The following is a 26,822-nucleotide window of genomic DNA, read 5'->3' as shown; positions in this document are numbered from 1 at the left end:
AGGGCCGCGCGCCTCCCGCGGTGAAGCCGTAGGGCTTCCAACGGACAGGAGGCGCGGCGGGGTGCGTCAGTTGCCCTCGGCCTCGTCTTCCGGCTCGGGGGCGCCGGCCGCGGCCCCAGGGGTGCCGGTCGAGTCCCCGGCCTTGGTGCGCGGGATGCCGAAGTGGTCCAGCGCGTCCGCGATGCCCTGGGGCTTGTCCGCGTCCGGCAGGAAGTCCTGGGGCGGCTGCAGCGCGGGGTCCTTGCCGATGTCCGTCAGGCTGGACTCCAGCGTCATGCGCAGCTCCGCCGCCTCCGGGGTCTTCTCCTGGGGCACGCCGATGCGGCCGTCCAGCCGGGCCTTGAGGACGACGGACGTGGCCGAGTCCACCAGCACCTCGCCCTCCAGCGAGCGCGGCAGCCGGTGCGTGAAGAAGTTGGCGCGGCGCTTCGTCGTCTCGTCCGCGTTCTTGGGCGTGAAGGCGGCGGGCATCTTCTTCGGCGTGCCGCCCTCCTGGGGCGCGCCCAGGGACACGTTGTACTTCCACGCGGTGCGCCCCTCGTGGGTGACGGTGCCCGCGGGGGTGAGCTTGATGCGGCCCTGGAAGAGGCTGTCGAAGTCGCGGATGGCGCCCGTCAGCTCCGTGCGGGTGCGCTCGGCCATGCCGCGGTCGCGCAGGCGCTGGCGGTACGGGCCGTAGCGGTTGCGCGCGAACACCTGCCCCTTCACGCGCATCACCTCCAGGCCCTGGTCCCGCGAGTTCTCCAGGACGCCGTGGAAGTCGCCGTTGACGCCCCCGGGGCCCGCTCGGAAGGAGCGCGTTTCCGTGAGCTTCACGGGGTTGTTCCCGTTGGGGCCGGCCCACTCGTAGCTGAGGGTGGACTGGAAGAAGTGCGGGCCCAGCCGCTCGGTCACCTCCGCGGCGTCCATGCCCAGGATGCGGCGGGAGACCTGGGGGTTGTCCGCGACGTCCTCCGGCGGCAGCTTCTCCTTCGCCGAGGCCACCACCTTCGGCGGGTCCTCCGGCGAGAAGATGCGGGCCTTGGCCGCCTTGTCGACGGGGTCGGAGCAGCCGGTGGCTGCCAGGACCAGGGCGAGGGCGGCGGACTTCGTCAGACTTCTCACGGAACCTCCACGACCAGGACGGCGGGGGCGGCAAGTTACGTGGGGGGGACAGGAGCGGCAAGCGGCGGCTTGCGTGCGGCCGTGCAAGGGATAGAACGCCCAACCCATGCAGAACCTGCGAGACAAGTTGTTGAAAGCGGGCCTCGTCTCCGAGGAGCAGGCCAAGAAGTCCGACTCCACGCCCTCGGCGCCACGGCGCCAGGAGGACAGCCGGGGGAGCGCTCCACGCGCCCCAGCCCCTCGCGGACGTGATGAGAATCGGACAGCCGGAGGCCCGCCGCGCCGTGATGACCGCGGAGGTCCACCGCGCCGTGAGGGCGGTGGCGGTCCGCCGCGCGGCGCCGGAGGTCCCCCGCGCCACGGTGCGGGCGGTCCGCCGCGCCAGGGCGGAGGCTTCCGGGGCGGTCCCCAGGGCGGGTCCGGCGCGAGCGCGCGTCCGGGCACGCCCACGGAGAAGCCCATCCCCAAGCTGCCGCCCATGCCGGGCTCCAAGGCCTACCAGCGCGCCGAGTCCAAGAAGCAGGTGGAGCTGGACCGCGCCCTGCGCGAGCTGGTGCTCGGCGCCCAGGTGCCCCAGGAGCCGGGCGAGACGACCTTCTACTTCATGACGCGCAAGGGAAAGCTGCGCCGCATGGAGCTGAGCCCCGCCCAGGCCAAGCAGCTGGAGGACGGCGAGCTGGGCGTGGTGGAGCGCCCGGAGCCCGCGCAGATCGAGCACTCGCTGGTGCCCGCCGCCGCGGCCGAGCAGATGTACGCGCTGTCCGCCAAGGCCGTGCGCTTCTTCAACCGCAAGGAGAACCCCGTCGGCTTCATGAACGACGAGGAGCTCAAGGCGCAGCAGGCCGCCGAGGCCTCCGGCACCGCGCCGGAAGTCGCCGACGAGCCCGAGGCCGCCGCGGAAGGTGCCGAGGAGGGCGAGGCGTCCGCCGAGTCCGAGCCGTCGTCCGAGTCCCCTGGCGAGCCGTCGTCCGAGCCGAACGGCGAAGGCAGCCCCCAGTCCTGACGTTCCTTCCCGTGCCCTCCCCTCCTTCCCATCCGGGAGCGAGGGGAGGCGCGGCTTCCACCGGACGTCCGCGCTCGCCTCAGCCGAACGCGTCGATGCCGGTGATGGCCTTGCCCAGCACCAGCGTGTGCACCTCGTGGGTGCCCTCGTAGGTGAAGACGCTCTCCAGATTCAACATGTGGCGCACGGGCGGGTAGTCGTCCGTGATGCCGTTGGCGCCGTAGATGCTCCGGGCCACGCGGGCGATGTCGAGCGCGCTCTTCACGTTGTTGCGCTTGGCCAGGCTCACCATCACGGGGTTGCTCTTGCCTTCGTCCTTGAGGCGCGCGAGCCGCAGGCCCAACAACTGCGCCTTGACGATCTCCTGGAGCATGTCCGCCAGCTTCTCCTGCGTGAGCTGGTAGCCGGCGATGGACTTGCCGTCGAACTGCGTGCGGGACAGCGCGTATTCGCGCGCGCCCTCGAAGCACGCAATGGCCGCGCCCGTCACCGCGAACGCGATGCCCGCTCGCGCGTTGTTGAGGCACGACAGCGGACCGCGCAGGCCCACGACGCCGGGCAGCACGTTGCGGTCCGGCACGCGCACGTCCTGGAAGGACAGCTCACTGGTGCGCGACGCGCGCAGGGAGAACTTGCCGGGAATCTCCCGCGCGCTGAAGCCGGGCATCCCCTTCTCCACCAGGAAGCCGCGCACGGACTCCGGGCCGCCGTCATCCGTCTTGGCCCACACCACCGCGACGTCCGCGATGGAGCCGTTGGTAATCCACGCCTTGGTGCCGTTGAGCACCCAGGTGTCTCCATCCTTCCGGGCGCGGGCGCGCATGCCGCCGGGGTTGGAGCCGAAGTCGGGCTCGGTGAGGCCGAAGCAGCCGATGAGCTGCCCCTTCGCCATGCCGGGCAGGAAGCGCGTCTTCTGCTCCTCGCTGCCGTAAGCGTGGATGGGGAACATGCACAGCGAGCCCTGCACGGACGCGAAGCTGCGCAGGCCGGAGTCACCGCGCTCCAGCTCCTGCAACACCAGGCCGTAGCTGACGGTGTTCATGCCCGCGCAGCCGTAGCCCTGGAGGTTCGCGCCCAGCACGCCCAGCTCCGCCAGGCCCGGGATGAGGTGCGCGGGGAAGGTGCCGTCGCGGAAGTGCTTGCCGATGATGGGCAGCACCTCCGCGTCCACGAAGCGGGCCACCGCGTCGCGAGCGGCCTTCTCCTCGGCGGACAGCAGGTCGTCGATGCGGAACAGGTCGGTGATGTCGGCGCGGGGCATGGCGGCGAGCTTGACGTCGCCATGCGGGAGCCGTCAAACGCACCCGAGGCTCGGTGTCTCAGTGCGTCGCGGGCGCGAGCGCATCCAGGTCCGCGTCGCGCATGAAGTTGAACAGCGGACCGTCAACCCTCCGCTGACCGTCCACCACCACGGTGGGCTTGAGGAAGAAGCTGTTGTTCCAGTTGAAGTCATACAGCGCCTGCTCGGCGGCGTCGCTCCAGGTCCCGTCCATGCGGCCGTGGTAGTACCCGAGCTTGCGCAGCACGCGCTTCACGACCTTCGCGGTCTCCTTGTCCAGGGAGATGAGGTCTGACGCGTACGGCGCCGCGACGCCCGCCTGGTAGCGGTTCATCTCCACCTCCAGCTCCTTCAGCGCGTGCTTGCTGCTGTGCACGACGGCGTCCGCCAGCACCTTCGTGAAGAAGACCGCCTCGTTCTCCGAGCTCCAGACGCGGATGACGCCGGAGCGCTCGCCGTTGTTGTCGCCGCCCACGGCGGCCCCCGCCTTGAGCGACGCGAGCAGCCGCTGCGGCAGGCTGCCCCTGGCCTTCTGGAAACCCGTCGCCATGGCGGCGCAGATGGATGGAGTGGTCTGGTTGTTGGCCTGCACCACGAAGGTGGCGCCCTTCACGGCGCAGCGATGCGAGGGGCTCTCCGCGCCGGTCTGCTGGCCCACCGTGATGGTGCCGTCGGGGTTGAGCTTCACCGCGGCGAGCTGGCGGTAGTCCGCGTATGGATCCACGGTGAACACGTAGTCGATGGCGGCCTGGGCCGTGTCGCCCGCGTCGGTGCGGGCGATGACCGCCTCGGCGTCATCCACCGAGGGGTAGAACATGGAGGCCACCGCAACGTCCGGACGGCCATAGGGCACCAGGCCGCTGATGCCCGCGGGGAAGGAGATGCTGGCCACGCCGCAGGACTTCTCCACCGCGTCGCACGCGACAATGGCGCGCGTGCCCATGAGACGCGGGTTGGCGCGGCCGGTGGGCGCCGCCGCGAGGGCGGACGTGGACACGAACATCAGACAGGAGGCGGCCAGCAAGCCACGATTGAGGGTCTTCATATGCAATGGACCTCGATGCAGTGAGCGGTGTCTGGAAGAGCCCCCTGACGCGCGAATGATGCATGTCGCCATGCACCGTCCGGCCCACAGGGATACCGCGGACGGACCCGAGGGTCCGGTGCTTCACAACCCGCCGGGCTTGAAGGCCTTCGGATCCGCGTTGCGCAGGTAGTTGACCAGCGGACCGTCGATCTTCCGCTGGCCGTTCACCAGCACCGTGGGCTTGAGGAAGAAGAGCGTGTTCCAGTTGAAGGCATCCAGCGCCTGCTCGGCGGCGTCGTTCCAGGTCCCATCCACGACGCCGTTGTAGTAGCCGGCCTTGAACAGGGCGCCCTTCACGACCTTCGCGGTCTCCGCGTCGAGCGGGATGAGGTCCGACGCGTACGGCGCGGCGATGCCCGCCTGGTAGCGGTTCATCTCCACCTCCAGGTCCTTCAGCGCGGTCCTGCTGGTGTGCACGACGGCGTCCGCCAGCACCTTCGTGTAGAAGGTCGACTCGTTCTCCGAGGTCCAGACGCGGATGACGCCGGAGCGCTCGCCGTTGTTGTCGCCGCCCACGGCGGCCCCCGCCTTGAGCGACGCGAGCAGCCGCTGCGGCAGGCTGCCCGTGGCCTGCTGGAAGCCCGTCGCCATCGCGGCGCAGATGGTGGACGTGGTCTGGTTGTTGGCCTGCACCACGAAGGTGGCGCCCTTCACGGCGCAGCGCTGCGGGGCGTTCTCCGCGCCGGTCTGCTGGCCCACCGTGATGGTGCCGTTGGGGTTGAGCTTCACCACGGCGAGCTGGCGGTAGTCCGCGTACGGATCCACGGAGAACACGTAGTCGACGGCCTGCTGGGCCGTGTTGCCCGCGTCGACGCGCGCGAGGACCGCCTCGGCGTCATCCACCGACGGGTAGAACATGGTGGCGATGGCCACGTCCGGACGGCCGTAGGGCACCAGTCCGCTGATGCCCGCGGGGAAGGAGATGCTGGCCACGCCGCAGGACTTCTCCACCGCGTCGCACGCGACGATGGCGCGCGTGCCCATGAGGCGCGGGTTGGCGCGACCGGTGGGCGCCGCCGCGAGGGCGGACGTGGACGCGAACATCAGGCAGGAAGCGGCCAGCAGGCCACGCTCAAGGGACTTCATACGCAGGGGACTCCGATGCAGTGGTTGATGTCTTGAAGAGTCCCCGGCAGCGCAATTGATGCATTTCGCCATGCACCTTCCGCGCGGCTCCACGCGCGGGGTCCTATGCTGTCCGGCCATGGCAAACGAGACGACGAAGAGCGTGGTGGTGACGGGCGCCAGCCGGGGCATTGGCCGCGCGGTGTCCCTGGCGTTCGCGCGCGAGGGATACGACGTCTGGGCGCTGGCGCGCTCGGCGGAGTCGCTGGAGGCGCTGCGCAAGGAAGGCGGCGAGCGCATCCGCGCGCTCACGGTGGACGTGGCGGACGAGTCCGCGCTGCTCGCGGCGTGCAAGACCGTGCTGGCCGCGGGGACGCCCCGGGTGCTGGTGAACAACGCGGGCATCACCGTGTCCGCGCCGCTGACGAAGACGTCCACGGCGGACCTGGCGAAGGTGATGGCCGTGAACGTGACGGCGCCCTTCCTGCTGTGCCGCGAGCTGATGCCGGCGATGGCGTCCGCGGGCGGCGGGCGTGTCATCAACATCGGCTCCATCACCGCGACGCGCGGGGCGCGGTACACGTCCGCCTACTGCGCGTCCAAGCACGCGCTCCTGGGACTGACGCGCGCGCTGTCGGTGGAGTACGCGCGCAAGAACGTCACCGTGAACATCGTGAACCCGGGTTGGGTGGAGACGGACATGTTCGCGGGCGCGACGGCCGCCATCACCAAGACGACGGGCCGCAGTGAAGAACAGGCCCGCGAGGCGCTGGCCGCGATGAGCGCCATGGGCCGCATCATCCAGCCGGAGGAGGTGGCCGCGATGTGCCTCTTCCTCGCGTCGGAGGCGGCGGCGCCCATCACGGGCGCGGCCTACGCCATCGACGGCGGCGAGGCGGCGTAGCGCCGGACTCCCGCGCGCCGGGACGGAACGTGCCCGGCGTCACCGCGCGAGCGGGGCGATACGCCATGCGGCATCGCGGGCGCTACCGCCGCGCTCCGGCGTCACAGGCGGTACTGCTCCACGATGTTGCTGACCTCGTGGGACGCGGTGGTGAGGCGCGCGGCGGCCACGGCACTGGTGGCCACGCGCTCCACCGTCTCGTCCGCCAGCCGCGTCAGGTCGCTCAGCGCGGCGAACAGCTCCGCGATGCCCGCGTCCTGCTGGCTCACCATGTCCGCGATGCTCTTCACGGACACGCTGTTGTTCTGGATGACCTCGGCCAGCGCGCGCAGGCTCTCTCCCGCCGCGCGCGCCTGCTCCAGGCCGCCCTCCACCTCGCGCGTGCCGCCCTCGCTCGTCTGCACCGCCTCGGAGATGGCGCGGCCGATGTCCGCCAGGATGGTCTGCACACGCGCCGTGGCCGTCGCGGACTGGTCCGCCAGCGAGCGCATCTGCCGGGCCACCACCGCGAACGCCCGGCCCGCCTCGCCGCTGCGCGCCGCCTCGATGGCCGCGTTCAACGCCAGCACGTTGGACTGGTCCGCCAGGTCCTTCACCGTGCCGGTGATGTCGCCCACCTGCCGCGTGCTCTGCCGCAGCTCCGACACCGTGTTGGAGATGCGCTCCACCTGCGAACGGATGTGCGTGAGCCCGCCCACGCTGCCCGCCACCGCGGACTCGCCCGCCTGCCCCACCGCGCCCGCCTTCTCCGCCTCGCGCAGCACGCCCGTGGCCCGCTGCGCCGCCGCCCGCGAGCTCTCCTGAAGCTGCCGCGCGGCGATCTGCGTCTGGTGCAGCGCCGCCGCCTGCCGCGTCACCGCCAGGTTCTGGTCCGACGCGGAGTTCGCCAGCTCCAGCGCCGTCGCCTCCAGCTCCTGCGCGGAGTTCTTCAGCGCCATCAGCACCGCGCGCAGCCGCGCCATCATGTCCCCGAAGGACGTGGCCAGCTGGCCAATCTCATCCCTGGAGTGGATGTCCAACGTGCCGCTGAAGTCCCCTTCCGCCACCACCCGCGCCGCCGCCGCCGTCAGCGCGCCCAGGGGCGCCATCATCCGCCGCACCAGCAGGAACATGCCCCCGCCCGCCACCAGCGCCACGAACAGCCCCAGTCCCAGCACCTCCATCAGCGTGGCGCGCATCAGCGCCCACTCCGCCTGAGCGCCGCGCGCGAGCACCAGCTCCAGGCCCTCGCCCACCTCCACGCGAGACACGTGCAGCGACACGCCGCCCACGTTCACCTCGGCGCCGTTCGCCCTGCTCGCGCTCGCCGCGGCCAGCAGCGCCTTCGCCTGGACCGCGTGCACCGACCTCGCCACCAGCCGAGGCCCCGCGTGCAGCAACGCCTCCAGGTCCTCGTTCCCCTCGCCCAGCCGCCGCAGGTCCTCTCCGCCCAGCTCCGCGCCCACCACGAGGTAGCCCACCGGCACGCCGTTGGACTGGAGCGGCTGCCCCACCGCGAGCAGGGGCACACCCGTGGCCGGCAGCAGCACCTGTCCCTGCTGGCGCACCACCTTGTCGATGCCCGGCAGGGTCCGCTCGCCGGAGGAGGCGAGCACCGTCCCGTCCACGCCCACCAGCGCCATCAGGTCCACGCCCAGCACCGTGCGGTGCTCGTTCAGCAGGGCGTCCGTCTCCGAATGATCCTCCGCGAAGGCCGCCGTGAACGCGGGGTTGGCCGCCGCCACACGCCCCAGCTCCGCCAGCACCCGCAGCTCCTGGTCCTTCAACGCCTTCCAGCGGGTCGCGTCCCGCGTCAGGGCGGAGGCCATCTCGGACTCCACGCGCGAGCGCAGCGACACCCCCATCAACGTCACGGTCAGCAGCGTGAGGGCGATTACAACGGCGGTAAGGGCCGCGGTCAGGCGCGCGGCAAGGCTGAGCGTCATACGCAACGGGTGCTCGGAGGGGGGAGGGAGACGCGAGGGGGGAGCCCCCAGATTAACCTGGAAGGTGCGAAGGATTGAAGTCCCTGTGCAGGGTGACTCCCCTCCGTCCGGGCGGACCCATCGCGTCGGGTCGGCGGTCAGGGCCGACCTGTGGAGTTCATCATCCGCGCACTCTCAGCGTGTGACGCGGTGGGTAGACGCTCAGACCGCCACGCGCAGCACGACGGCGGTGATGTTGTCGCGGCCACCGGCCTCGTACGCGGCGGTGACGAGCGCGTCACACGCGGCCTGAGCGGAGGGCGCGTGCAGCTGCTCCTTCATCACCTCCGGGCCCAGGGGCTCATACAGGCCGTCCGAGCATAGGAGGAAGACATCCCCGGGCTGCGTCTCCAGCCGCTGCACGGTGGGCTCCGCGTTCTCCGTGCCCAGGGCGCGGGTGATGAGGTGGCGCAGGTTGGCCGGATTGCCGGGCGGTTCGCGCCCCGCGGCGCGCAGCTCCTCGATGAGCGAGTGGTCGCGCGTGAGCGACTCCAGCTGGCCCTCGCGCAGGCGGTACAGGCGGCTGTCGCCCACGTGGGCCACCGCCGCGAAGCGCTCTCCCACCGCGAGCGCCACCACCGTGGAGGCCATCTCCTTGAGCTTGCCCACGCGGCGCACGCGCAACGTGCGCTGGGCGAGCGCGGTGCAAGCGGCCAGGTAGTTCTCCTCGCGGCTTCGCGCGGGATCCACCGCGTCCGGCCAGGTGCCGTCGCGATCGCGGTCCAACCGGTCGCTGAACCCCGCGAAGGTGTCCACCACGCACTGGCTGGCGACCTCCCCGCCCTCCTGCCCGCCCAGGCCGTCCGCCACGACGAACAGCCCGCGCTCGGGCAGCACGCAGTACGCATCTTCATTGTGCGGACGCCGACCGATGTGGGTCTGCCCCGCGCACTCGAATCTCATCACCACCGCCTCCTGGCTGGGCTCCCGGACAGCAAACGAGAGGCCAACGGCCCGGTCGCTTCATGCCCGGGGCACCCCCATGGGGTTTTCGCCTCTGGAGAACGTCCGGGTGCACGTTCCCTCCGCGCCCCCGTACTCCCCTGTCCGCGGACCGACGTTGCGGTCGTCTCCACCCCGTCCCCCCGCGACTTTTCAACGGGCATGACACCCCGAAGGCCAGGGCGGACTTCGTGGGAGGACGCGGGACCGGCGTCCACGTGTGCGGCCAGGGTGGGACTCATGGGCGCCGGTAGGATACCGGGCATCGTGGCCAATGGGGATTGCTCGTGTCCCCCTAGCAACTCCTGCCGGGCCCGGCGGACAATGCATGAGCCGCCCGACCTGCGGGCCATCACCCGAGGAGAACCATGACATCCATCCGCCGCGTGGGTTCTGGCATCTCGACGTCCCGGGCCTGGTCCATCTCCAACGAGCTGGAGGTCACCGCCCCGGTGAAGCAGGAGCCCATGGCGCCGGTGGATCCGGTGCGGCGGGGCTTCTCCGACACGAGCGACTTCCGGGCGGACGCCGACGGCGACCTGGCCGGCGCCCTGCTCGAGGACCTGGGGCTGACGTCGGACCCGTCCTCGGAGGCCGGGGGGCGCGCGTCGGGCCTGGAGGCCCCGGAGGCCCGGGCCGCGCTGCTGGAGAACCCCCACCTGCGCACCTTCGCGGGGGAGAGCACCTTCGAGGCCGCCGGGCCCGCGTACGCGCAGCGGCTGGGCACACCGCAGACGTCCACGCCGCTCATGCAGGCGCGCCACTTCCAGCAGGCGGAGCGCCACGCGGAGGCCGCGCCGGTGGATCCGTCCCTGGACCCCTCCGACATCCTGTCGCCCGACGCGGCCGCGTGGGAGCTGCAGAACCTGGACACCATGCCGAGCACCGTCTCCGCGCAGGAGGCGGAGGACCTGCTCTTCCTCCTGGAGTCCGGTGACCTGTCCAGCCTGAGCGATGAGGAGCTGGCCGCGCTGAGCGACGACCTGGGTGTGGACGAAGCGGCGCCGGATGCGTCCTACGACGCGGACGGCCTGGAGGCGTCCGGTGCGCCGGAGGAGTCAGACGGGTTCCTGGCCACGCTGGAGGACAGCGGGCCGGAGGCGCTGTCACCGGATGCGCCGCGGAGCGCCCCGTCGTCGAATGACTTCCTCGCGGACGCGGACGACTTCACGATGGAGGCCGTCCAGGCCGAGGCCGCCTACGCCGCCGCGTATGCCGAGGCCCGCAAGAACGCGGCTTCCGCCTCCGAACCGGAGCCTGCCGTGGTGGTGGCCCCCGAGGCCGCTGACGCGACGGCGGACCTCCCGGACGTCATTGAAGACGTGCAGGACGCCGACCTCGTGGAGGTCGACGCGGCCCACACGCCTCCGCCGCCTCCGCTCGAATCCTGAGCCTCACCGAAGCCCCCTGGAGCGGGCCCTGACGCTTCAGGGCTCGGGCGTGTCGGAGAGCGCGGCGTCGAGCTGCTTCTGCGCCTCCATGACGTCCTTCTCCAGCTCGTTCTTGTAGCGGTCGCGCTCGGGGCTCGACCACTCGGCATCCGAGAACTGATCGAGCGAATACACGCGCGTGGTGTGCACGGGCCCGCGCAGCGTGACCATCAGCTCGCGGTCCGGGTCGCCCATCTCCTTGAGCAGGAAGCCCTCCACGTCGCGCAGGGTCAGCGGGAACGTGGGCTTGTCGTCCCGGACGACCTTGCCGAAGACGTTGAGCTTCACCTCCTGCGCGCCCTCCTGCAGCTCCTCGTTGAAGGACAGCACCGCGAACGGCACGCCGCCTTCGTCGTCCAGCCGGCCGGACACCACGTACCGCCCCGCCTTGCGGACCTGGACGGACAGGTACAGGTCCAGCGACCCCGCCTCCACCACCTCGCGCACCCGGCGGGTGAACGTGGCCGGCGGCGCGGGCGTGTAGAGCACGTCGAAGAACGCCGAGTCCTCCAGCGACCCCGAGCGCACGCGGAGGGCCACGCGCAGCGTGCCGGAGAACATCGCGAAGCCCTGCTTCGACGGCTGGAAGCGGCCGGTGAGCATCCCGTCACCCGCCACCGCGTCGCCGCCCTGGCCCGAGTCCACGAACGTCACCGGCACGCCCGGCACGCCGCCCGCGTCCGCCAGGTGGTCCGCCTCGTGCGCCATCGCGGACACCACATCGCACGGGCGCGGCGCGCGGCGTGAGTCCTCGCACGCCACGGTGAAGAGCACCGCTTCGTCACCGACGACGAACACCTTGTCCTGCTTGAGCCGCAGCTGCACATCGGAGGTTCCGTCCTCCGCGGCCTTGGGGCTCAGCGGCCGGGTGCGCTCCGGCTCCGCCAGCTCCAACTGGTCCGGATGCTCGCGGCTGGGCCGCGATTCGGGCGGGTAGCGCGTGGCCGCCACGTAGGATTCCAACGAGCGCTTCGCGCGCTCCAACCGCTTCTGCCACAGCTCGCGGCGGGCCTCGCGCTCGCGGGCCTCCGGGCTGAGCAGCGACGGCGCGGCGGGCTCGGCCGCCATCGCCGCGCTGGAGCGCTCCGCCGATGCCCGCGCCACCTCGCGGGGGGCGGGCACCGGAACGGAGGTGGGCTCCGGTGCGCCCTCCGGCGCTTCGGCCCCTTCGCTTCCCTGCCACCAGAAGAACGCTCCGCCCACGAGCACCAGGGGCACGAGGGCAAGCAACCACCGGCCGTGGCGCAGCCGGGAGGCGGAAGAGACGGGACCGTCGTCGCGTGTCATGAGCGGGCTTCGCCGGAGGGGGCGGGGGAAGCCGTCATTCTAGTACGCGTACTGGGCCATGTACTCGCGTACCTTGGAGACGATGCCTCCCCAGTTGCCGTTGGCGTAGTGGTTGAAAGACTCACCGTCGTCGCGGAGGTACACGGAGTGGAAGCTCCACTTCGCCCGGCCGTCGCTGCACGCGTTCTTGAGCAGGTTGAGCGTGCCGCCGCAGAACCAGTCGCCCGGGTTGCAGTAGGACCCGCCGCTGCTGCCGGAGACACCGCCCGTGGAGTGGTAGGACACCGCCTCGTCGTCCTGGCCCGGGAGGATGCCGGAGTACAGCGTCCCCTTGGAGCCGGCGAACATGAGGAACTCCACGTTGGCCGTGGCGTTGTGGTTGTACATGGAGCGCGCCGTGGTGGTGACCAGGTCGCTCACCAGGGGTTCGCTCATCGCCCAGTCGCCGTGGTCCGCCAGCTCGCTGCCGCCGCCCGCGCCGGACGCCACGGCCACCCACTTGATGTTCCAGCCCTTCTGCGTGGAGGTGCCCACGTTGCCGCACTCACCGTTGGCGTTGGGCGTGGCGTTCTTCACCTGCCGCGTGCTGGTGCCGTACAGCGACAGCGCGTAGCCGATCTGCAGGTCACCGGCGCTGTGCACGGCGATGTAACAGGAGTTGGTGCCCGTGCAGAAGCAGTCCAGCGCGTTGCGGATGCGGTAGTTCTCCGAGCCCACGCGCTGCGTGCCGTTCCAGTTGACGGCCTTCTTGTTCACGCCCGCCGCGGTGGTGGACGGCCCCCAGTAGCTGAAGTCGGCGTAGTTGCCCGCCTTCGTCGTGTTGCCGTTCCTGCCGTGGATCCACAGCGTGTAGTTCGTCGCGGCGGCTTCGGTACCCACCAACAGCGTCGCGGCGGTCACGGCCGCGCCAATCAGCATCTTCATCGGGGTGTGTCTCCTGGCCTCTCGGGGGGATGAGAGGGCTTCCGCACGGCCCCAGGCCGGGCGAGGGGACAACCACTCTAGGGGTTGTTTCAGATGAAGGCGATAAGCCGAAAGTCCAGCTGTCAGTGAAAACCCTGACGCACCGCGCTGGCTCTGGGAGTCACCCCAGCGCGTCCAGGGCCCCGTCCCGCACGAAGCGTTCCAGCCGTGCCAGTGCTTCCGGCAGGTTGGCGCGCCCCAACCCCAACCGGAAGTGATTGCCCGGAAAGCCATACACGTCGCCAGGCAACAGCAACACGCCCTCGCGGGTAATCAGTGACTCAGTGAAACGAGCCACTGGGATGTTTCGCAGCAGACGGGGGAAGGCCACGCTGCCGGCGCGCGGGCGCACCCAGTGGAAGGTGTCCGCGTGGCGCGCGAAGAAGTCATCCAGCCGCGCGAGGTTCGCGGAGAGCAGGCCGCGGCTGCGCTCCAGCACACGTTCGCGGGCGCGCAGCGCGATGAGGGACAACAGCTCGCTGGGGGCGCTGTTGCACAGCGAGGTGTAGTCCTTGAAGGCGCGGCAGCGCGCGAGCAGCTCCGCGTCCCGGGTGGCGAGCCAGCCCACGCGCAGGCCCGCGAGGCCGAACGCCTTGGACATCACGCCCAGGCTCACGCCCTTCGTGAAGCACGACGCGGCGGGCGGCAGCGTGTCGTTCGTGTCGTACTCCAGCAGGCGGTACACCTCGTCGGAGAAGAGGTGGATGCCGCGCGCTTCGCACAGCGCGCACAGCTTCTGGAAGGTCGCGCGGTCCGGCAGCGAGCCCGTGGGGTTGTGCGGGAAGTTCACCACGACCATGCGCGTGTCCGGGCGCAGCGCCGCCGTGAGCGCGTCCAGGTCCAGGGCCCAGCCATCCTCCTCGCGCAGGGGCAGCAGCGTCACGTCCGCGCCCACGGAGCGCGCGACTTCGTAGAGCGACTGATAGCCCGGCCAGGTGACGACGGCGTGCGTGCCGGGACCCAGTTGGACGTTCATCGCGACGAACAGCGCCTCCTGCGCGCCCGCGAAGGTGAGGACGTCGTCGGAGGACAGCCCCGGGTACATGCCAGCGAGGGTCTCGCGCAGCGCGGGCAGGCCGGGCGTCTCCGTGTAGCCGAGCGTCAGCCCGTCCCAGCGCGCGCGGTCCTCCGGCGACGCGAGCGCCAGCAGGTCCGCCATGCGCCAGCCCTCCACGTCGGAGGAGCACAGGAGGTAGGGCGCGGCGAACTCCCAGCGCGCGAAGTACCGCTCCAGTTCGAAGTCGGGGATGCGCATCACGTCCTCCATGCCCGCCTGCCCACCGGAGGGCGGAGCGGGCCAACAGCCCTTGCCGGACAGGCGAGCGGACGGGCGCGCAGCCGGGAGCAACCGGTGGCGCATGCATAGCTTGAGTCACGTCCCGTTGAAGCGCTTTCCACTTCCCACAGGGAGCCCGTATGGCCTCGACGAAAATCCCGCTCACGCTGCTGGACCCGGATGGCGGGTGGGTGAACGCCCCCGTCCACGTCTCGGAGCTCGATGGACTGCCCGTCCTCCTCCACTTCTGGACCATGGACTGCGAGGACTGCGCGAAGCAGTTCGAGGCCGTGAACCAGTGGGTGGTGGACTACGGGCCCAAGGGCCTGAAGGTCATTGGCGTGGACGTCACCCACAACGAGACGGAGCTCCGGGACACCAACAAGGTGGAGGGCTTCGCGCGCGAGCACGGCCTGCGCTACCCCATCGCCATGGACGATGGCTCCATGGCCAAGGCCTACGGCGTGGACAAACACCCCGCCTTCCTCCTCTTCGGCACGGATGGGCGGCTGAAGAACCGCATCGGCGGCAAGGACGCGCTGCGCCGCGTGCGCGCGCTGCTCAAGGACCTGCCCGGCCAGGAGCCGCCCGCGCTCCACGGCGAGGTGTCCCGCGAACAGGAAGACCAGGTCGCGGCCTCGAATCCTTGAGCGCCCCGCTGCCCCACCCTTCCCTCCCTTGGAGAGTCGCACCATGGCTGACCGACGACACATCGAGCGAAAGGGCTTCTCCCTGGGCGCGCTGGCCGCCGGGGTGGGGGCTGTCGTGGGGCTGAAGCACGCGCTGCGTCCGCGCTACAGCTTCCAGGGCAAGACGGTGGTCATCACCGGAGGCTCCCGGGGGCTGGGACTGGTGATGGCGCGCATGCTCCTGAAGCAAGGCGCGCGCGTGGCCATCTGCGGACGCGACGTCGAGACGCTCCAGCGCGCCCACGCGGACCTGGAGCGCATGGGCGGAGAGGTGCTCACCCTGCGCTGCGACGTGCGCGACCAGGTGCAGGTGGACGCAATGGTGGGCGCCGTCCACGAGCGGTGGGGCGCGGTGGACGTGCTCATCAACAACGCGGGCGTCATCATGGTGGGCCCGCTGGAGTCCATGACGCTGGAGGACTTCGAGGAGGCGGTGGACGTCCACCTGTGGGGGCCGCTGTACACGACGCTCGCGGTGGCGCCGGCCATGAAGGCGCGCGGCGAGGGCCGCATCGTCAACGTGGCCTCCATGGGCGGCAAGCTGAGCATCCCGCACCTGGTGCCGTACTCCGCCAGCAAGTTCGCGTTGGTGGGCCTGTCAGACGGGCTGCGCACGGAGCTGGCCCAGGACGGCATCCTCGTGACGACGGCGTGCCCGTCCCTCATCCGCACGGGCAGCCCGCGCAACGCGAGCTTCAAGGGCGACCACGAGAAGGAGTACGCGTGGTTCCACGTGAGCAACTCGATGATGGGCGTGTCCATGAGCGCCGAACGCGTGGCGCGCAAAATCATCGAGGCGTGCCGCCGGGGTGACGCGGAGGCGCTGGTGGGCATGCCCGCGAAGCTGGGCGCGGTGGGCCGGGCCCTGGCACCCAACCTCACCGCGCGCGTGCTGGACGCCGTCAACCGGCTGCTGCCCCAGGACAGCACCCCGGAGCGCCACAAGGGCAGCGAGAGCGAGACGCCCCTCACCCGCTCCTGGCTCACGGAGATGAGCCGCCGCGCGGCGGAGCGCAACAACGAGAACGAGGTGTCCCTGCACTGACGCAAGGACACCCAGTGAGGCTCGGTCGGTGGACGGAGGGCCTAGGCCTTGCCGTCCATCTCCGCCAGCTCCATGCGCCAGTGGCCGCGGTGCTCGTAGGCCTGCGCCAGCTGCTCATTGAGCGCGGTGAGCATCTTCACGTTCCCGTCCTGCTCGTAGCCCTTGAGGGACTCCGCGCAGGCGGGCACGCGTGAGAGGAACGTCTTCAGCGCGTCCAGGCTCAATTCCTTCACATACATCCCGTACCCCAGCCGCTCCAGATAGAGGGCGTTGAGCACCTGTTCGAACTGGCCTCCCACGGGGATGCTGAGCAGGGGTTTGTGCAGGTAGACGGCCTCGCTCATCAGCGTATAGCCGCCGCCCGCGACCACCGCGCGCGCGGTGCGCAGGTCGTCGATGAAGCCCGCCTCGCTGAAGGGCCGGTAGGTGAGGTTGCCGTCCACCACGTCCTCCTTGAGGTCGCGGCGCAGGCCATACACGCGGCACGGCACGCCGGACTGCTTGAGGATTTCGGGCAGGTGCGTGTTCGTCGTCGACGTCTGGTACACGAGCAGGTGCTCACCGGCCTCCGGCTTCGCCGCCAGGATTTCGGGCCGGAGGATGGACGGCGCCAGCGTGGTGCGGCGCTTGCGCACGGGCGGGTAGAAGAACGTCGTGGCCAGGTAGTGGAAGGCCCCGGGCAGCTTCGCCTTCACGATGGCGCGCGTGGCCTCGAAGCTCTCTTCATGGCCCGCGAGCAGCGCCGGGTCGTGCTGGCAGCGGTTGATGACCTGCATGTTGTCCACGCTGATGACGGGCAACCGGTGGTTCTTCGCGAACAGGTAGCTGAACGTCTCGAAGTCGCTCACCACCACGTCCGGCTTGAAGCCTTCCACCAGGTCGAAGTACTGGCGCACGTTCTGAGGCCAGCCCGTCACGGCGCCCTTCAGGTTCTGCAGCACCGTCTGCCACTTCTTCACCGAGTTGCCTTCGTAGGCGATGGTCAGCCCCCAGATGCCGTGCACGTTCTGGAAGCGCTGGGCCAGGTAGTTCTGCGCCCGCCCGGACACCACGATGTGGACCTCGTGTTCCTTCGTCAGCGCCTCCAGCAACACGCGCGAGCGCGTGGCGTGGCCCATCCCTTCGCCGACGACCCCATACAGGATTCGCATGGTCCGGAAGCATACGCCCGGGACACCCTCCCCTGTCCCTTCCGGCCCGGGACGGTGCTACGCCTCCCGGTCCATGACCTCCCTGCCCTCGCCCCGGGGTGCCTCCGTCCTGCGCGCCGCGGCGTTCGGCGGCATCGCCGGCCTCATGCTGGGCGGCGTGAGCCTGCTCGGGTTGGGCGTGAGGGCCGTCTTCGCCCCCGCCGACTGCGACAAGCTGTCCCCTCAGGAGTGCCAGCTCCTCCACGAGACGGACCGCGACCTGGGCCGAGTGCAGACGCTCTCCGGCGGGGCGCTCGTCGCCCTGGGCGCCGCCCTCTTCGCCCTCACCCGCCCGCGTCCGCCCGAGGACGGCCATGACTCCAACGTTTGAGAGCCCGAGGATTTCGCCGCGGCGCGCAAGCAGCCAGGCAGATTGTGCCTGTAGGTCATTTTCGCGCGCGGGGTAGGTCAACTAATTACTACTGGCCCGGCCATTAGGTTTGAGGGTAGGAGACGGCCCATGCAGCTCGAATCGTTGAAGATGTTCTGTGACGTGGTCGAGACGGGCTCGTTCTCGCGCGCGGCGCAGCTCAATCACGTGACCCAGTCGGCGGTGAGCCAGCAGATTCGCGCGCTGGAGAACCGCTACGAGCAGAAGCTGCTCTCGCGCAGCGCGCGGCAGGTGACGCCCACGCCCGCGGGCGAGCGCCTGTTCCGGGGCTGCAAGGAAATCCTGGCGCGCTTCGCGGAGGTGGAGCAGGAGATCCGCGAGCAGGCCACGGAGGTCCAGGGTGCGACCACCGTGTCCACCATCTACTCGGTGGGTCTGCACGAGCTGAACGTGGTGCAGAAGCAGCTCTTGAAGTCGCACCCCAAGGTCAACATGCGCCTGAACTACCGGCGCAATGATCAGGTCTACGACGATGTGATTCTTGGCGCCGCGGAGATTGGCATCGTGGCCTATCCGCAGCCGCGCGCGGGCGTGGACATCCTGCCGTTCCGCGACGACAAGCTGGCGGTGGTCTGCGCGCCCAACCACCCGTTCGCCAGCAAGACGAAGGTGAGCGTCACCGCGCTGTCGGGCGTGCCCTTCATCGCCTTCGACCGGGAGGCCCCCACGCGCAAGGCCCTGGACCGCCTGTTCCGCGAGAAGAACATCGACATCAATCCGGTGATGGAGATGGACAACGTGGAGACCATCAAGCGCGCGGTGGAGATGGGCCTGGGCGTGGCCATCCTCCCGCTCGCCACGGCCCACGCCGAAATCAAGAACAGCTCGCTGGTGGCGAAGCCCTTCGCGGAGGGGCCGGTGTCGCGCCCCATTGGCCTGCTCATCCGCAAGGGCAAGTACCTGGACCGCGCGTCCGCCGCGGTGCTGGAGGCCTTCAAGCAGGCCGCCCTGATTCCGCAGGACGACTGAAGCGTCCTCCCGCGGTCCGCGCGCCCGGCGCTCAGTAGAGCTTGCGCAGCCGGGCCGCGAAGAAGCCGTCGTAGCCCTCCGGCCCGGGCAGCGTGCGCAGCCAGGCCTGGGCGAGCGGCAGCTTGAGGCCGGGCAGCACGGGCGGCTCGGCCGTCCACTCCGGGTGGCTGCGCAGGAACATGTCCACCTGGTCCTGTCCCTCCTGCGGCTCCGGCGTGCAGACGGCGTAGACGAGCAGGCCGCCAGCCGGCACCGCTTCCTGGCAGTTCTCCAGGATGCGCCGCTGGAGCGTCGCCAGCCGGGCCACGTCCTCCTCCTTGCGGCGGTATCTCAGCTCCGGGTGCCGGCGCAGCGTGCCCAGCCCGGTGCAAGGCGCGTCCACCACCAGCGCGTGGAACTCGCCCCAGCTTTCGGGGAACGGCTCGGACGCGTCGTGCGCGTAGGCCTTCAGGCGGCCGGACAGCCCCAGGCGGTGGGCCTCCGCTTCAATCTTCCGCAGCTTGTTGGCGTGCAGGTCCACCGCGACGACGTCGTGCGTCTCCGCCTGATGGCAGGCCTTGCCGCCCGGCGCCGCGCAGGCGTCCAGCACGCGCGCCGTCTCCGGGATGGCGCCGTAGACGCCAACGAGCTGCGCGGCCTCGTCCTGCACCTGCCACAGCCCTTCCGAGTAGCCGTACACGTCCTCCACGCGGCCCACGGGCGGCAGGACGATGCCCACGGGCGAGGCCTCCGTGGCGCGCGCTTCCACGCCCACGTCCTTCAGCTGCGCGAGCAGCGCGTCGCGCGTCACCTTGGAGGTGTTGGCGCGGATGACGACGGCGGGCGGCTGGTTGTTGGCGACGAGCATCGCCTCCGCGCGCTCGCGGCCGAACTGGCGGATCCACCGCTCCACCAGCCAGCGCGGGTGGCTCTCGCGCACGGACAGGTACTCCACCGGGTCCTTCTGGGAGGGCAGCGGCGGCGAGGGCAGCTCGGACAGCTTGCGCAGGATGGCGTTGGTGAAGCCCGCCGCGCGCCCGAGCCCCACGTCCTTGAGGGCCTGGACCGTTTCGGCCACGGCGGCGCGCGCGGGCACGCGGGTGTGGAAGAGCTGGTAGGCGCCCACGCGCAGGGCGGCCAGGACCTTGTCCTCCAGCGCGTCCAGCTTGCGGTCCGCGAAGCGGGTGATGGCGTAGTCCAGCGCGAGCTGCCGGCGGGTGGCGCCGTAGGTCAATTCGGTGACGAGCGCCGCGTCGCGAGGGTCCTTCGGAGGCGACTCCGACAGGACCGTGTCCAGCACCACGTTGAGATAGGCATCCGTGGCGCGCACGCGCGCGAGGATGTTGATGGCGAGGATACGGGCGCTCATCCTTCTTCCAGCCGGGTCATCAGGTCCACCAGTTGCGTGTCCGTCAGCCGCGTCGCGGGCAGATGGGACAGGGTGAGGCTCTGGAGGCTGTCCTCCAGGAGCTCGCGGTGGCCGCTCTCCGCCGGCTCACCACGTTGGACCTGCTGATACTTCGCGCGGGCCCAGGTGGCCAGCTCCGCTTCACTGAGCCGTCCGGCCAGCCGGTCCGCGATCTTCTGGCGCACGAGCGCCCGGGTGAGCAGGTCCGACGCGGGCGTGGAGCCGCCCTTCGCCGCGCGGCCCAGCGTCTTGCCCGGCTTGCCGTCCGTCTTCACCACCGTGGGCACGGACTTGCGGCCCAGCGTCTTCAGCGGCCCCCCGGCCTCCGCCGTGCGCCGCAGCGACCGCGCGGGCGTGGCCAGCGGAGTGGGCTCCGGCGCGTCGTCCTTCTTGAGCGGGTGCACGCGGCCCACCAGCTTGGGCTTCGGACGCGAGTCTTCGTCCTCGGGCCCGGCGGCCTTCTTGCGGCGGCCCAGCGACTTCAGCGGCCCGGGGATGGCGGGGTGGAAGATGCCGCTCGCGAAGGTCTCCAGGGCCTGGATGTACGGGTCGAAGCCGTGCAGCCCCAGCACCTGCATGGCGCACGCTTCGGCCACCACGGACTCGCGGGCGGGCGGCTTGAGCAGCACCTCGATGGCGGGCAGCCCCACCGCCTCCAGCGCCTCCTTCAGCGCGTAGGACGTGAAGCAGCCCGCCGGGTTGATGAGGATGCCCTCCACGTTCTTGCGCTCGGCGTGGATCGTGTCGATGAGGACGCCCTCGTGGTTGGACTGGACGATGGTCAGCGTCAGTCCCAGCTCCTTCGCCTTCGCGCGCAGGGCCGCGTCGAGGTCCGTCAGGCGGCCCCCCGCGACGTCCTCGCGCTCGCCCAGGAGGTTGAGGTTCGGCCCGTGCAACACCAGCAGCTTCATGCCCATCCGTGCGACTCCATGACGCGAGAATTCCACATGGCGCTCGTCGGCGCGCTCAAGACGTGAACGGCTGACTGCCCGGCTGCAATCTGTTTCCAGAGAGGAAGTCCGCCGCGCGCATCACCCGCTTGCCCTCCGGCTGGACCTCCAGGAAGACGACCGAGCCCTCGCCACAAGCGACCTCGATGCCCTCCGGCCCCGCGGACAGCACCGTGCCGGGCGCGCCCTTCCCTTCCGCGGGCCGCATCCGGTGCACCTTGAAGACCTTGCCACCCAGCAGCGTGTACGCACCGGGCCACGGCGTGAAGGCGCGCAGGCGGCGGTCCAGCTCCACCGCGGGTTTCGCGAAGTCCAGCTTGCCGTTCTCCTTGTCGATGATGGGCGCCAGCACCATGCCCTCGGAGGGCTGGGGCTGAGGCGTCAGCTCGCCGCGGAGGTAGCGCGGCAGGGACTCGCGCAGGATGTCGCCGCCCAGCGCGGACAGCTTCGCGTGCAGCGTGGCGCTCGTCTCGTCCGGCGCGATGGGCAGCCGCTTCATCGCCAGCACGGGGCCGGTGTCCAGGCCTTCATCCATCACCATCAGCGACACGCCCGTCTCGCTGTCGCCATGCTCGATGGCCCACTGGATGGGCGCGGCGCCCCGGAAGCGCGGCAGCAGCGACGCGTGCACGTTCACGCAACCCTTCGCGGGCAGGGCCAGCAGGTCCTTGGGGAGGATCTTCCCGTACGCCGTCACCACGCAGACGTCGGGCGCGTACTGGCGCAGCTCCTCGGAGAACGGCGGCGTGCGCAGCTTCTGCGGCTGGAGCACGGGGATGCCCTTCTCCAGCGCGCGCTCCTTCACGGGCGGCGCGGTGACGGCGTTGCCCCGGCCCTTGGGCTTGTCCGGCTGGGTGACGACGGCCACGACGTCGCCCACGTCGAAGCAGGCCTCCAGCGAGGCCACGGCGAACTCGGGCGTACCCATGAAGACGATGCGGGGTCGGCTGCTCATGTGAGGGAAATCTCGTGTGGGGAAAGGAGTTGGGTCAGGCCACGGACTTGAAGGCGGCGGGCGGCGCGGAGGTGTCCACCGCCTGGCGCTTGCGCGCGCGCAGCGCTTCCAGCGTGGACAGGGCCTCGCGCGTTTCCGGGGTGGTGGCCACGTCCTTGAGCGCGTCCAGCGCCTTCTCCAGCGCCAGCGCTTCGTCCGCCTCGCGCTGGCGGATGCGGTCCACCGCTTCGCTGAAGCGCGCGAAGAAGGCGCGCAGCTCGTCCTTGCGCCGCAGGGGGCGCAGGCGCGGATAGCGGCCCGCCGCGAGCGCCGCGACGTAGAGGCTCATCACGTGGACGGGGCCCGCCACACGGTGCGTGAAAAGGAGCCCGAACAACCCGAGCGCGATGCCCAGGCCCACGGTGGCCACGCCGGTGAGCCACCAGAGCGTCTCCACGCTGGACAGGCCCCCTTCGGCGGACATGCGGTGCACCTGCTGGGCGAGCACGCCGAACAGCAACATGCTCCCGGCGCCCATGCCGGTGAGCAGCAGGATGTATTTGAGCTGGAACTCCCGGTCGAGCAGGTACGTCCGGCGGATGATGGTCGGACGCGACGCGTTACGACTGTCTTCGGCATGGGGCATGTCGTTGACCAGCGTACCCCAGGAGGTGGGGGAGGTTTGCGTCCTTCGTGTGGACAGGTCTACACCCGACGGAAGCCCAGACGTTCGGACGTAAAGGAGCCCCATGTCCCGCTCATTCGTCGCCCTGTCCCTGGCCGTGTCCTGCATTGCGCTGGGGGGTTGCAAGAAGGAGGACCCCAAGACGCCGGAGTACTGGCAGTCCAGTCTGGAGGGGGCGAAGCGCCCCGACGACAAGGTGCGAGTGATTGAGTCGCTGCGCACGTCGGGCAACGTCAACGAGCAGTTCCTGCCCTTCCTGCACGCGAGGCTGTCCTCGGAGCGCCGGCCGGAGGTGAAGGCGGCGGTGGCCCGGACGCTGGGGGATTTGCACCACCCGACGTCGCTGGAGCCGCTGACGGCGGCGCTGGACCCCGGGGCTTCGGACGTGCCGGCGCAGCAGGTGAACAAGGCGGTGGTGGGCGCGCTGGGGCGGATTGGGGATGAGCGCGCGGTGCCGTCGCTGGTGCCGCTCTTGCGCAGCAAGGACAACTACACGCGCATCGAGGCCATCCAGGTGCTGGGCTCGCTGAAGGCGAAGCCGGCGGTGGAGCCGCTCATCCAGTTGGCGACGGACGAGTCCGCGGAGCCGTTCCTCAACAAGAAGGCCATCGAGGCGCTGGGGCAGATTGGGGATCCGCGCGCGGTGCCGGCGCTGATGCGCACGCTGACCAAGGAGCGCCGGGGCATGTCGTTCTATGTGGAGAGCAGCTTCGCGCTGTTCCAGCTGGGCGCGCCCGCGGCGGACGCGCTGCTGCCGGTGCTGGAGGGCAAGGACGCGGAGCTGCTCACGTGGGCGAAGGCGCAGGGGGTCAACCCCGCCAGCTACCCGATGAAGGCCGCGCAGGTGCTGGGCGACCTCCGGGAGAAGCGCGCGGTGCCCACGCTGTTGAAGCAGCTGTCGTTCACGCATTCGGATCCGCAGATCCAGGCGCTGGTGCGGATGCAGGCGGCGGACGCGCTCGGGAGGATGCGTGCGCAGGAGGCGGTGAAGCCGCTCGCGGGGCTCGTGGGTGAGCCGGACCCGACGGTGCGGGATGCGTACGTGCGGGCGCTGACGCTGCTGGGCAACCGGGACGCGCTCCCCGCGCTGGAGAAGGCGGCGGGCACCGGCGACTGGTACTCGCGGGAGATCGCCGTGAAGGGCATCGCGCTGCTGGGGGATGCGCGGGAGCAGCCGGTGCTCGCGAAGCTGGCGGCGGCGGAGCCCGCGCGCACGGCGGCGGACTGCCAGGAGACGGGCGAGGACGGGTGCCAGGACGCGGCGGCGCTGGGCAAGAAGCGCGCGGATCAGGTCCAGGGCTATGGGGCCGTGCTCGAAGCGGCGCAGGCGTGCAGCGGCAACGCGGGCTGCTGGTCGCAGCGGCTGCCCAAGGCGGACGCGGTGCTGTTGCAGCGCGCGGCGATGGAGCTGGGGCGCTCCGGGGCGGCGGACCAGGGCCCGACGCTGGCGAGCCGGCTCACCGAGCGCGACACCGAGGCGCGCGCCACGGTCATCCAGGCGGTGGACTGGCTGGCGGACGCGCCCGGCGCGGCGAAGAAGCTGCGCGAGGCGTCCCTGCCCGCGCTGAAGAAGCAGCTGGAGGACGAGAAGGGCAACTCCAACTTCGTGCGCGTGAACGAGGACCTGCGCCGGCTGATGGTCAAGCTGGAGCGGGCATAGCGCGCATCCTGGAAGTGCGCGGCGCGAAGGGCACGAGCATGTGCCCCCGCGCGCGAGCAGCATCCGATAAAGGCCACGTGTCACGCGGGAGCGGGCGTAGCGCGGCAGCAGATGCTCTACCGCGTGGCGAAGCACGCAGCTGGCAGCCCCCGCGCATGCCACGTGTCATGCGGGAACGGGCGTTGCGCCATCCTCAGAAGCACGCAGCGCGGGTGGCATCCGCTCCACCGCATGCTGGAGCACGCCCAACTGACGCACCAGCCGCGACAGCTGCGTGCGCGCCAGCGCGTCCGTGCCCTCCAGGCCCGGCGCCTCACGCTTGAGCGCTGACGGCACGCGGCGCGCCACCAGCGCCGCGGACAGTTCCTCCAGCGCGTCCGACGCGTAGCGCACCACCGGCCCCAGGTCCGAGTCCTGATGCCACGTGCGGCTCGCCGCCAGCGCCGTCACGGCCGCGGTGAAGCGGCGCGCGTACGTAATCAACGCCATCCCCGGCTCCAGCTCCTTCGCCGGTCCCTTCCACTCACTCAGCAAGCGCTGGAACGACGCCTCCGCGGACAACAGCGCCACGCCCACCTTGCGCCGGGCCTCTCGCAGCGCCGCCTCCGTGGACACGGGCGTGCGCGACACCTCGCGCAGGTAGTGCTGGTCCGCCTTCAGCACGCAGGCCACCTGCTCGGCGAAGCGCGCGTGCTCGGGGCTTGGCCAGAGCAGCCGGATGCCCACCAGCGCCAGCACGCCCCCCATCAGCGTGTTGAGGATGCGCACCCCCGCGAGCTGCCAGTCCCCTGTTTGAATCTCCGCGAGCAGAACCAGCGCCGGCGCCAGCAGCACCTGGTACACCGTGAAGTTCAGCGGCCGCACGCTCACCGACACGCAGACCAGCAGCACGATGGCCGCGAGCATCATCCACGGCGCCGGCAGCACGTGCACCAGCCCCATGGCCAGCACGCTGCCCACGAACGTGCCCGCCACACGCTGCAGCCCCTTCTCCGTGGTGAGCCCCGAGTACGGCTGCAACACGACAATCACCGTGATGGTCACCCAGTACCAGTGATTGAGCCCCAGCCCCTCCGCCAGCGCCGTCGCCACCGTCGCGGTGAGCCCCAGCCGCAGCGCGTGCCGGAAGACCACCGACTCCGGCGTCAGGTGGTCGCGAAGCACCTTCCACCACGAACGCCTGCGCCCCGGCTCCAACCCCAGCGGCTTCGTGTCCCGCTCCGGCAGCGGCTCGCTGCTCTCCAGCCGGGACGCCACGTCCAGCGCCACCGCGCTGTACTCCCGCAGCCGCCCCAAAAGCCCCGCCACGTGCGAGTACTGCGAGCGCGCCGGCTCCGGCAGGCCCCCGTCCGCATGGAGCACCCGCGTCACCCGCTCCGCGTCCCACGACGACGGCACCGGCACCGTGCCGCGCACCAGCGAGCCGACCACGCCCCGCAGGTCCACCGCCAACGCGCCCAGCGCGTGCTGCGCCTCGATGCGGGCCGTGCGGCACGCCCCCTGGCGCGGCGCTTCGTCCAGCGCCTCCGACATCGCCGTGAGCAGGAGCGACAGCGCGTCCGCGTCCTCCAGCAACACCAGCAGGTGCTCGCCCCGGCCGCTCTCCTCCTGCCGTCCCTGGCGCGTGGCCCCCAGCATCGCGCGCGCCGTCTCCAGCGACTGCCGCATGCGCGCGGCCCGCTGCACCGCCTCCCATGTCCCCACCCGAGAGGGCCCCTCCATGGGCCAGCCCGCGACCGCGTCCGCGACGTCCGCCAGCTCGTCGTAACAGGCCGCGATGGCCAGCCGCGCGGGGCGGTATGGCCGGAGCGGCCACAGCACCAGCGCCAGGAACATGGACCACAGGCCGCCCGCGACGAAGTACGCCGCCTGCATCAGCGCCGCTTCCGGTCCTCGCTGCGGCAGGGCCAGCGACACCACGAACAGGTTCGCCAGCAGCATGCCCACGATGCCCGGCGTGTCCCCGAAGCTGCGCGCGAAGCCGCACGCCGTCACCCAGAAGAGCGTCAGCGCCACGTCCACCCAGAAGGGACTCGGCAGCACGATGACGAGCCCCACCAACGCGCCCAGCACCGTCATCGCCCCCATGGCCCGAGCGCGCGTGCGGTACGGCCCGCCCTTGTCCACCAGCGCGACGAAGAGCCCGGCCATGCCCGCCCACGCAGCCGCCGGCTGCGACAGAAGCGCGGAGATCAGCAGCGGAACGCCCAGCGCCAGCCCCGTGCGCAACCCCGCCGCCACCGCGGGACGGCCCGGCTGGAAGCGGAAGAGGCCCGCGACGTGGCGAGGCAGGTGTCCCCGGGCCGCACGCCCTCGGGGTGCCACCCAGCCTTCCGCCACCGTCTCGCCTCCGTCCCCGCGCATCCCCGCTCCTTCCCCGGGTGAACGTCTCCGGAGGAAGAAGATGGGGTGCGCGAGCGCCGGATTCCGCCCCTGCCCGCCCGCATGCACGGCGGACGGGCCAGAACGCCTGGCGTCCAGACACGGGGTGTGGGTGGACGGGCGTGCACAGGCAGGATGAAAATGAACGGAAATACACCCCCGCGCACCTGCCTACCTACCGGTCGGAATGTGTTTCCGGGGTCGATGTAGGCTGAAAACTTCACCTGTGAATTCAT

The 26,822-nt window shown here is 70.8% G+C and carries 23 protein-coding genes; 8 read left to right on the top strand and 15 right to left on the bottom strand.

Features of this window, described 5'->3' with window-relative positions; genetic code table 11:
- Positions 1–66: 66 nt before the first annotated feature.
- Positions 67–1,104: a hypothetical protein gene (locus tag D7Y21_RS06635; protein ID WP_120566575.1), complete on the bottom strand. Its 1,038-nt coding sequence runs from the start codon at positions 1,102–1,104 to the stop codon at positions 67–69.
- A 106-nt stretch (positions 1,105–1,210) separates the two neighbouring features.
- Here D7Y21_RS06635 and D7Y21_RS06630 point away from each other — a divergent pair, with 106 nt between their 5' ends.
- Positions 1,211–2,107 carry a DUF2058 family protein gene (locus D7Y21_RS06630; RefSeq protein ID WP_120566574.1) on the top strand — a complete coding sequence of 299 codons (897 nt, stop codon included), beginning with the start codon at positions 1,211–1,213 and terminating at the stop codon, positions 2,105–2,107.
- A gap of 79 nt (positions 2,108–2,186) precedes the next feature.
- On the opposite strand, the gene D7Y21_RS06625 is transcribed toward D7Y21_RS06630, so the two are convergent.
- From D7Y21_RS06625 to D7Y21_RS06615, 3 genes are all read right to left on the bottom strand, one after another.
- Positions 2,187–3,368 (bottom strand): acyl-CoA dehydrogenase family protein, encoded by a 1,182-nt coding sequence (locus D7Y21_RS06625; protein ID WP_120566573.1) that lies wholly within the window; start codon positions 3,366–3,368, stop codon positions 2,187–2,189.
- 58 nt (positions 3,369–3,426) lie between these two features.
- Entirely contained in the window at positions 3,427–4,431 is a 1,005-nt protein-coding gene (locus D7Y21_RS06620) for a DUF1028 domain-containing protein (protein WP_121711978.1), read from the bottom strand.
- Positions 4,432–4,554: 123 nt separating this feature from the next.
- Positions 4,555–5,559, bottom strand: a complete 1,005-nt coding sequence (locus D7Y21_RS06615) for a DUF1028 domain-containing protein (protein WP_121711976.1) — start codon at positions 5,557–5,559, stop codon at positions 4,555–4,557.
- 118 nt (positions 5,560–5,677) lie between these two features.
- Here D7Y21_RS06615 and D7Y21_RS06610 point away from each other — a divergent pair, with 118 nt between their 5' ends.
- Entirely contained in the window at positions 5,678–6,442 is a 765-nt protein-coding gene (locus D7Y21_RS06610) for an SDR family NAD(P)-dependent oxidoreductase (RefSeq protein ID WP_120566710.1), read from the top strand.
- Positions 6,443–6,543: 101 nt separating this feature from the next.
- Here the strand turns inward: D7Y21_RS06610 and D7Y21_RS06605 are convergent, their stop codons facing one another.
- On the bottom strand, positions 6,544–8,367 hold the full coding sequence (locus D7Y21_RS06605; protein ID WP_120566570.1) for a methyl-accepting chemotaxis protein: 1,824 nt from the start codon (positions 8,365–8,367) through the stop codon (positions 6,544–6,546).
- A gap of 201 nt (positions 8,368–8,568) precedes the next feature.
- Complete coding sequence (locus D7Y21_RS06600; protein WP_120566569.1) at positions 8,569–9,309, bottom strand: PP2C family serine/threonine-protein phosphatase; 741 nt, start codon at positions 9,307–9,309, stop codon at positions 8,569–8,571.
- 407 nt (positions 9,310–9,716) lie between these two features.
- Between D7Y21_RS06600 and D7Y21_RS06595 the strand changes: the two genes are divergently transcribed.
- Positions 9,717–10,739: a hypothetical protein gene (locus D7Y21_RS06595; RefSeq protein WP_121711975.1), complete on the top strand. Its 1,023-nt coding sequence runs from the start codon at positions 9,717–9,719 to the stop codon at positions 10,737–10,739.
- Positions 10,740–10,775: 36 nt separating this feature from the next.
- Here the strand turns inward: D7Y21_RS06595 and D7Y21_RS06590 are convergent, their stop codons facing one another.
- From D7Y21_RS06590 to D7Y21_RS06580, 3 genes are all read right to left on the bottom strand, one after another.
- Positions 10,776–12,065, bottom strand: coding sequence for a hypothetical protein (locus tag D7Y21_RS06590; protein ID WP_121711973.1), 1,290 nt, complete (start codon positions 12,063–12,065; stop codon positions 10,776–10,778).
- Positions 12,066–12,104: 39 nt separating this feature from the next.
- A complete protein-coding gene (locus D7Y21_RS06585; RefSeq protein WP_120566566.1) occupies positions 12,105–12,989 on the bottom strand; it encodes a hypothetical protein in 885 nt (294 codons plus the stop codon).
- 160 nt (positions 12,990–13,149) lie between these two features.
- On the bottom strand, positions 13,150–14,283 hold the full coding sequence (locus D7Y21_RS06580) for an aminotransferase class I/II-fold pyridoxal phosphate-dependent enzyme (protein ID WP_121711971.1): 1,134 nt from the start codon (positions 14,281–14,283) through the stop codon (positions 13,150–13,152).
- 161 nt (positions 14,284–14,444) lie between these two features.
- Between D7Y21_RS06580 and D7Y21_RS06575 the strand changes: the two genes are divergently transcribed.
- Positions 14,445–14,954, top strand: coding sequence for a peroxiredoxin (locus D7Y21_RS06575; protein ID WP_120566565.1), 510 nt, complete (start codon positions 14,445–14,447; stop codon positions 14,952–14,954).
- A gap of 43 nt (positions 14,955–14,997) precedes the next feature.
- Complete coding sequence (locus D7Y21_RS06570; RefSeq protein WP_121711969.1) at positions 14,998–16,038, top strand: SDR family oxidoreductase; 1,041 nt, start codon at positions 14,998–15,000, stop codon at positions 16,036–16,038.
- Positions 16,039–16,079: 41 nt separating this feature from the next.
- On the opposite strand, the gene D7Y21_RS06565 is transcribed toward D7Y21_RS06570, so the two are convergent.
- Positions 16,080–17,189, bottom strand: a complete 1,110-nt coding sequence (locus tag D7Y21_RS06565; RefSeq protein ID WP_121711968.1) for an MJ1255/VC2487 family glycosyltransferase — start codon at positions 17,187–17,189, stop codon at positions 16,080–16,082.
- Between the two features lie 73 nt (positions 17,190–17,262).
- Here D7Y21_RS06565 and D7Y21_RS06560 point away from each other — a divergent pair, with 73 nt between their 5' ends.
- Both D7Y21_RS06560 and D7Y21_RS06555 read left to right on the top strand, forming a co-directional pair.
- Positions 17,263–17,559 carry a hypothetical protein gene (locus tag D7Y21_RS06560; RefSeq protein ID WP_120561768.1) on the top strand — a complete coding sequence of 99 codons (297 nt, stop codon included), beginning with the start codon at positions 17,263–17,265 and terminating at the stop codon, positions 17,557–17,559.
- A gap of 129 nt (positions 17,560–17,688) precedes the next feature.
- A complete protein-coding gene (locus D7Y21_RS06555; RefSeq protein ID WP_120561769.1) occupies positions 17,689–18,588 on the top strand; it encodes a LysR family transcriptional regulator in 900 nt (299 codons plus the stop codon).
- Between the two features lie 31 nt (positions 18,589–18,619).
- On the opposite strand, the gene rsmB is transcribed toward D7Y21_RS06555, so the two are convergent.
- Genes rsmB through D7Y21_RS06535 form a run of 4 tightly spaced genes read right to left on the bottom strand, consistent with a single transcriptional unit; the run spans position 18,620 to position 22,505 of the window.
- Positions 18,620–19,936, bottom strand: coding sequence for a 16S rRNA (cytosine(967)-C(5))-methyltransferase RsmB (gene rsmB, locus D7Y21_RS06550; protein ID WP_121711966.1), 1,317 nt, complete (start codon positions 19,934–19,936; stop codon positions 18,620–18,622).
- On the bottom strand, positions 19,933–20,892 hold the full coding sequence (locus D7Y21_RS06545; protein ID WP_199724179.1) for a type II 3-dehydroquinate dehydratase: 960 nt from the start codon (positions 20,890–20,892) through the stop codon (positions 19,933–19,935). The genes rsmB and D7Y21_RS06545 overlap by 4 nt, the downstream gene beginning before the upstream one ends.
- A gap of 49 nt (positions 20,893–20,941) precedes the next feature.
- Complete coding sequence (fmt, locus tag D7Y21_RS06540) at positions 20,942–21,880, bottom strand: methionyl-tRNA formyltransferase (protein WP_121711964.1); 939 nt, start codon at positions 21,878–21,880, stop codon at positions 20,942–20,944.
- Positions 21,881–21,914: 34 nt separating this feature from the next.
- Entirely contained in the window at positions 21,915–22,505 is a 591-nt protein-coding gene (locus tag D7Y21_RS06535; protein ID WP_120561772.1) for a signal protein, read from the bottom strand.
- 103 nt (positions 22,506–22,608) lie between these two features.
- Here D7Y21_RS06535 and D7Y21_RS06530 point away from each other — a divergent pair, with 103 nt between their 5' ends.
- Positions 22,609–24,204: a HEAT repeat domain-containing protein gene (locus D7Y21_RS06530; RefSeq protein ID WP_120561773.1), complete on the top strand. Its 1,596-nt coding sequence runs from the start codon at positions 22,609–22,611 to the stop codon at positions 24,202–24,204.
- A 165-nt stretch (positions 24,205–24,369) separates the two neighbouring features.
- Here D7Y21_RS06530 and D7Y21_RS43420 read toward each other — a convergent pair whose 3' ends face one another.
- Entirely contained in the window at positions 24,370–26,568 is a 2,199-nt protein-coding gene (locus D7Y21_RS43420) for an FUSC family protein (RefSeq protein ID WP_121711962.1), read from the bottom strand.
- Positions 26,569–26,822 lie beyond the last annotated feature (254 nt).

Origin of the sequence: Corallococcus sp. AB045 (genome assembly GCF_003668895.1) — a bacterium.
In the GTDB taxonomy this organism is placed as follows: Bacteria; Myxococcota; Myxococcia; order Myxococcales; family Myxococcaceae; genus Corallococcus; species Corallococcus coralloides.
The sequence above is the reverse complement of the archived record's forward strand: the minus strand, read 5'-3'. Positions and strand labels throughout refer to the sequence as shown.

Coding starts and splice junctions, on each gene's coding strand:
- D7Y21_RS06605 (WP_120566570.1), bottom strand. CDS start 8,367: ATGACGCTCAGCCTTGCCGCGCGCCTGACCGCGGCCCTTACCGCCGTT.
- D7Y21_RS43420 (WP_121711962.1), bottom strand. CDS start 26,568: ATGCGCGGGGACGGAGGCGAGACGGTGGCGGAAGGCTGGGTGGCACCC.
- D7Y21_RS06565 (WP_121711968.1), bottom strand. CDS start 17,189: ATGCGAATCCTGTATGGGGTCGTCGGCGAAGGGATGGGCCACGCCACG.
- D7Y21_RS06585 (WP_120566566.1), bottom strand. CDS start 12,989: ATGAAGATGCTGATTGGCGCGGCCGTGACCGCCGCGACGCTGTTGGTG.
- D7Y21_RS06575 (WP_120566565.1), top strand. CDS start 14,445: ATGGCCTCGACGAAAATCCCGCTCACGCTGCTGGACCCGGATGGCGGG.
- D7Y21_RS06600 (WP_120566569.1), bottom strand. CDS start 9,309: ATGAGATTCGAGTGCGCGGGGCAGACCCACATCGGTCGGCGTCCGCAC.
- fmt (WP_121711964.1), bottom strand. CDS start 21,880: ATGAGCAGCCGACCCCGCATCGTCTTCATGGGTACGCCCGAGTTCGCC.
- D7Y21_RS06530 (WP_120561773.1), top strand. CDS start 22,609: ATGTCCCGCTCATTCGTCGCCCTGTCCCTGGCCGTGTCCTGCATTGCG.
- D7Y21_RS06630 (WP_120566574.1), top strand. CDS start 1,211: ATGCAGAACCTGCGAGACAAGTTGTTGAAAGCGGGCCTCGTCTCCGAG.
- D7Y21_RS06570 (WP_121711969.1), top strand. CDS start 14,998: ATGGCTGACCGACGACACATCGAGCGAAAGGGCTTCTCCCTGGGCGCG.
- D7Y21_RS06535 (WP_120561772.1), bottom strand. CDS start 22,505: ATGCCCCATGCCGAAGACAGTCGTAACGCGTCGCGTCCGACCATCATC.
- D7Y21_RS06545 (WP_199724179.1), bottom strand. CDS start 20,892: ATGGGCATGAAGCTGCTGGTGTTGCACGGGCCGAACCTCAACCTCCTG.
- D7Y21_RS06560 (WP_120561768.1), top strand. CDS start 17,263: ATGACCTCCCTGCCCTCGCCCCGGGGTGCCTCCGTCCTGCGCGCCGCG.
- D7Y21_RS06555 (WP_120561769.1), top strand. CDS start 17,689: ATGCAGCTCGAATCGTTGAAGATGTTCTGTGACGTGGTCGAGACGGGC.
- D7Y21_RS06610 (WP_120566710.1), top strand. CDS start 5,678: ATGGCAAACGAGACGACGAAGAGCGTGGTGGTGACGGGCGCCAGCCGG.
- D7Y21_RS06590 (WP_121711973.1), bottom strand. CDS start 12,065: ATGACACGCGACGACGGTCCCGTCTCTTCCGCCTCCCGGCTGCGCCAC.
- D7Y21_RS06620 (WP_121711978.1), bottom strand. CDS start 4,431: ATGAAGACCCTCAATCGTGGCTTGCTGGCCGCCTCCTGTCTGATGTTC.
- D7Y21_RS06625 (WP_120566573.1), bottom strand. CDS start 3,368: ATGCCCCGCGCCGACATCACCGACCTGTTCCGCATCGACGACCTGCTG.
- D7Y21_RS06615 (WP_121711976.1), bottom strand. CDS start 5,559: ATGAAGTCCCTTGAGCGTGGCCTGCTGGCCGCTTCCTGCCTGATGTTC.
- rsmB (WP_121711966.1), bottom strand. CDS start 19,936: ATGAGCGCCCGTATCCTCGCCATCAACATCCTCGCGCGCGTGCGCGCC.
- D7Y21_RS06595 (WP_121711975.1), top strand. CDS start 9,717: ATGACATCCATCCGCCGCGTGGGTTCTGGCATCTCGACGTCCCGGGCC.
- D7Y21_RS06580 (WP_121711971.1), bottom strand. CDS start 14,283: ATGCGCATCCCCGACTTCGAACTGGAGCGGTACTTCGCGCGCTGGGAG.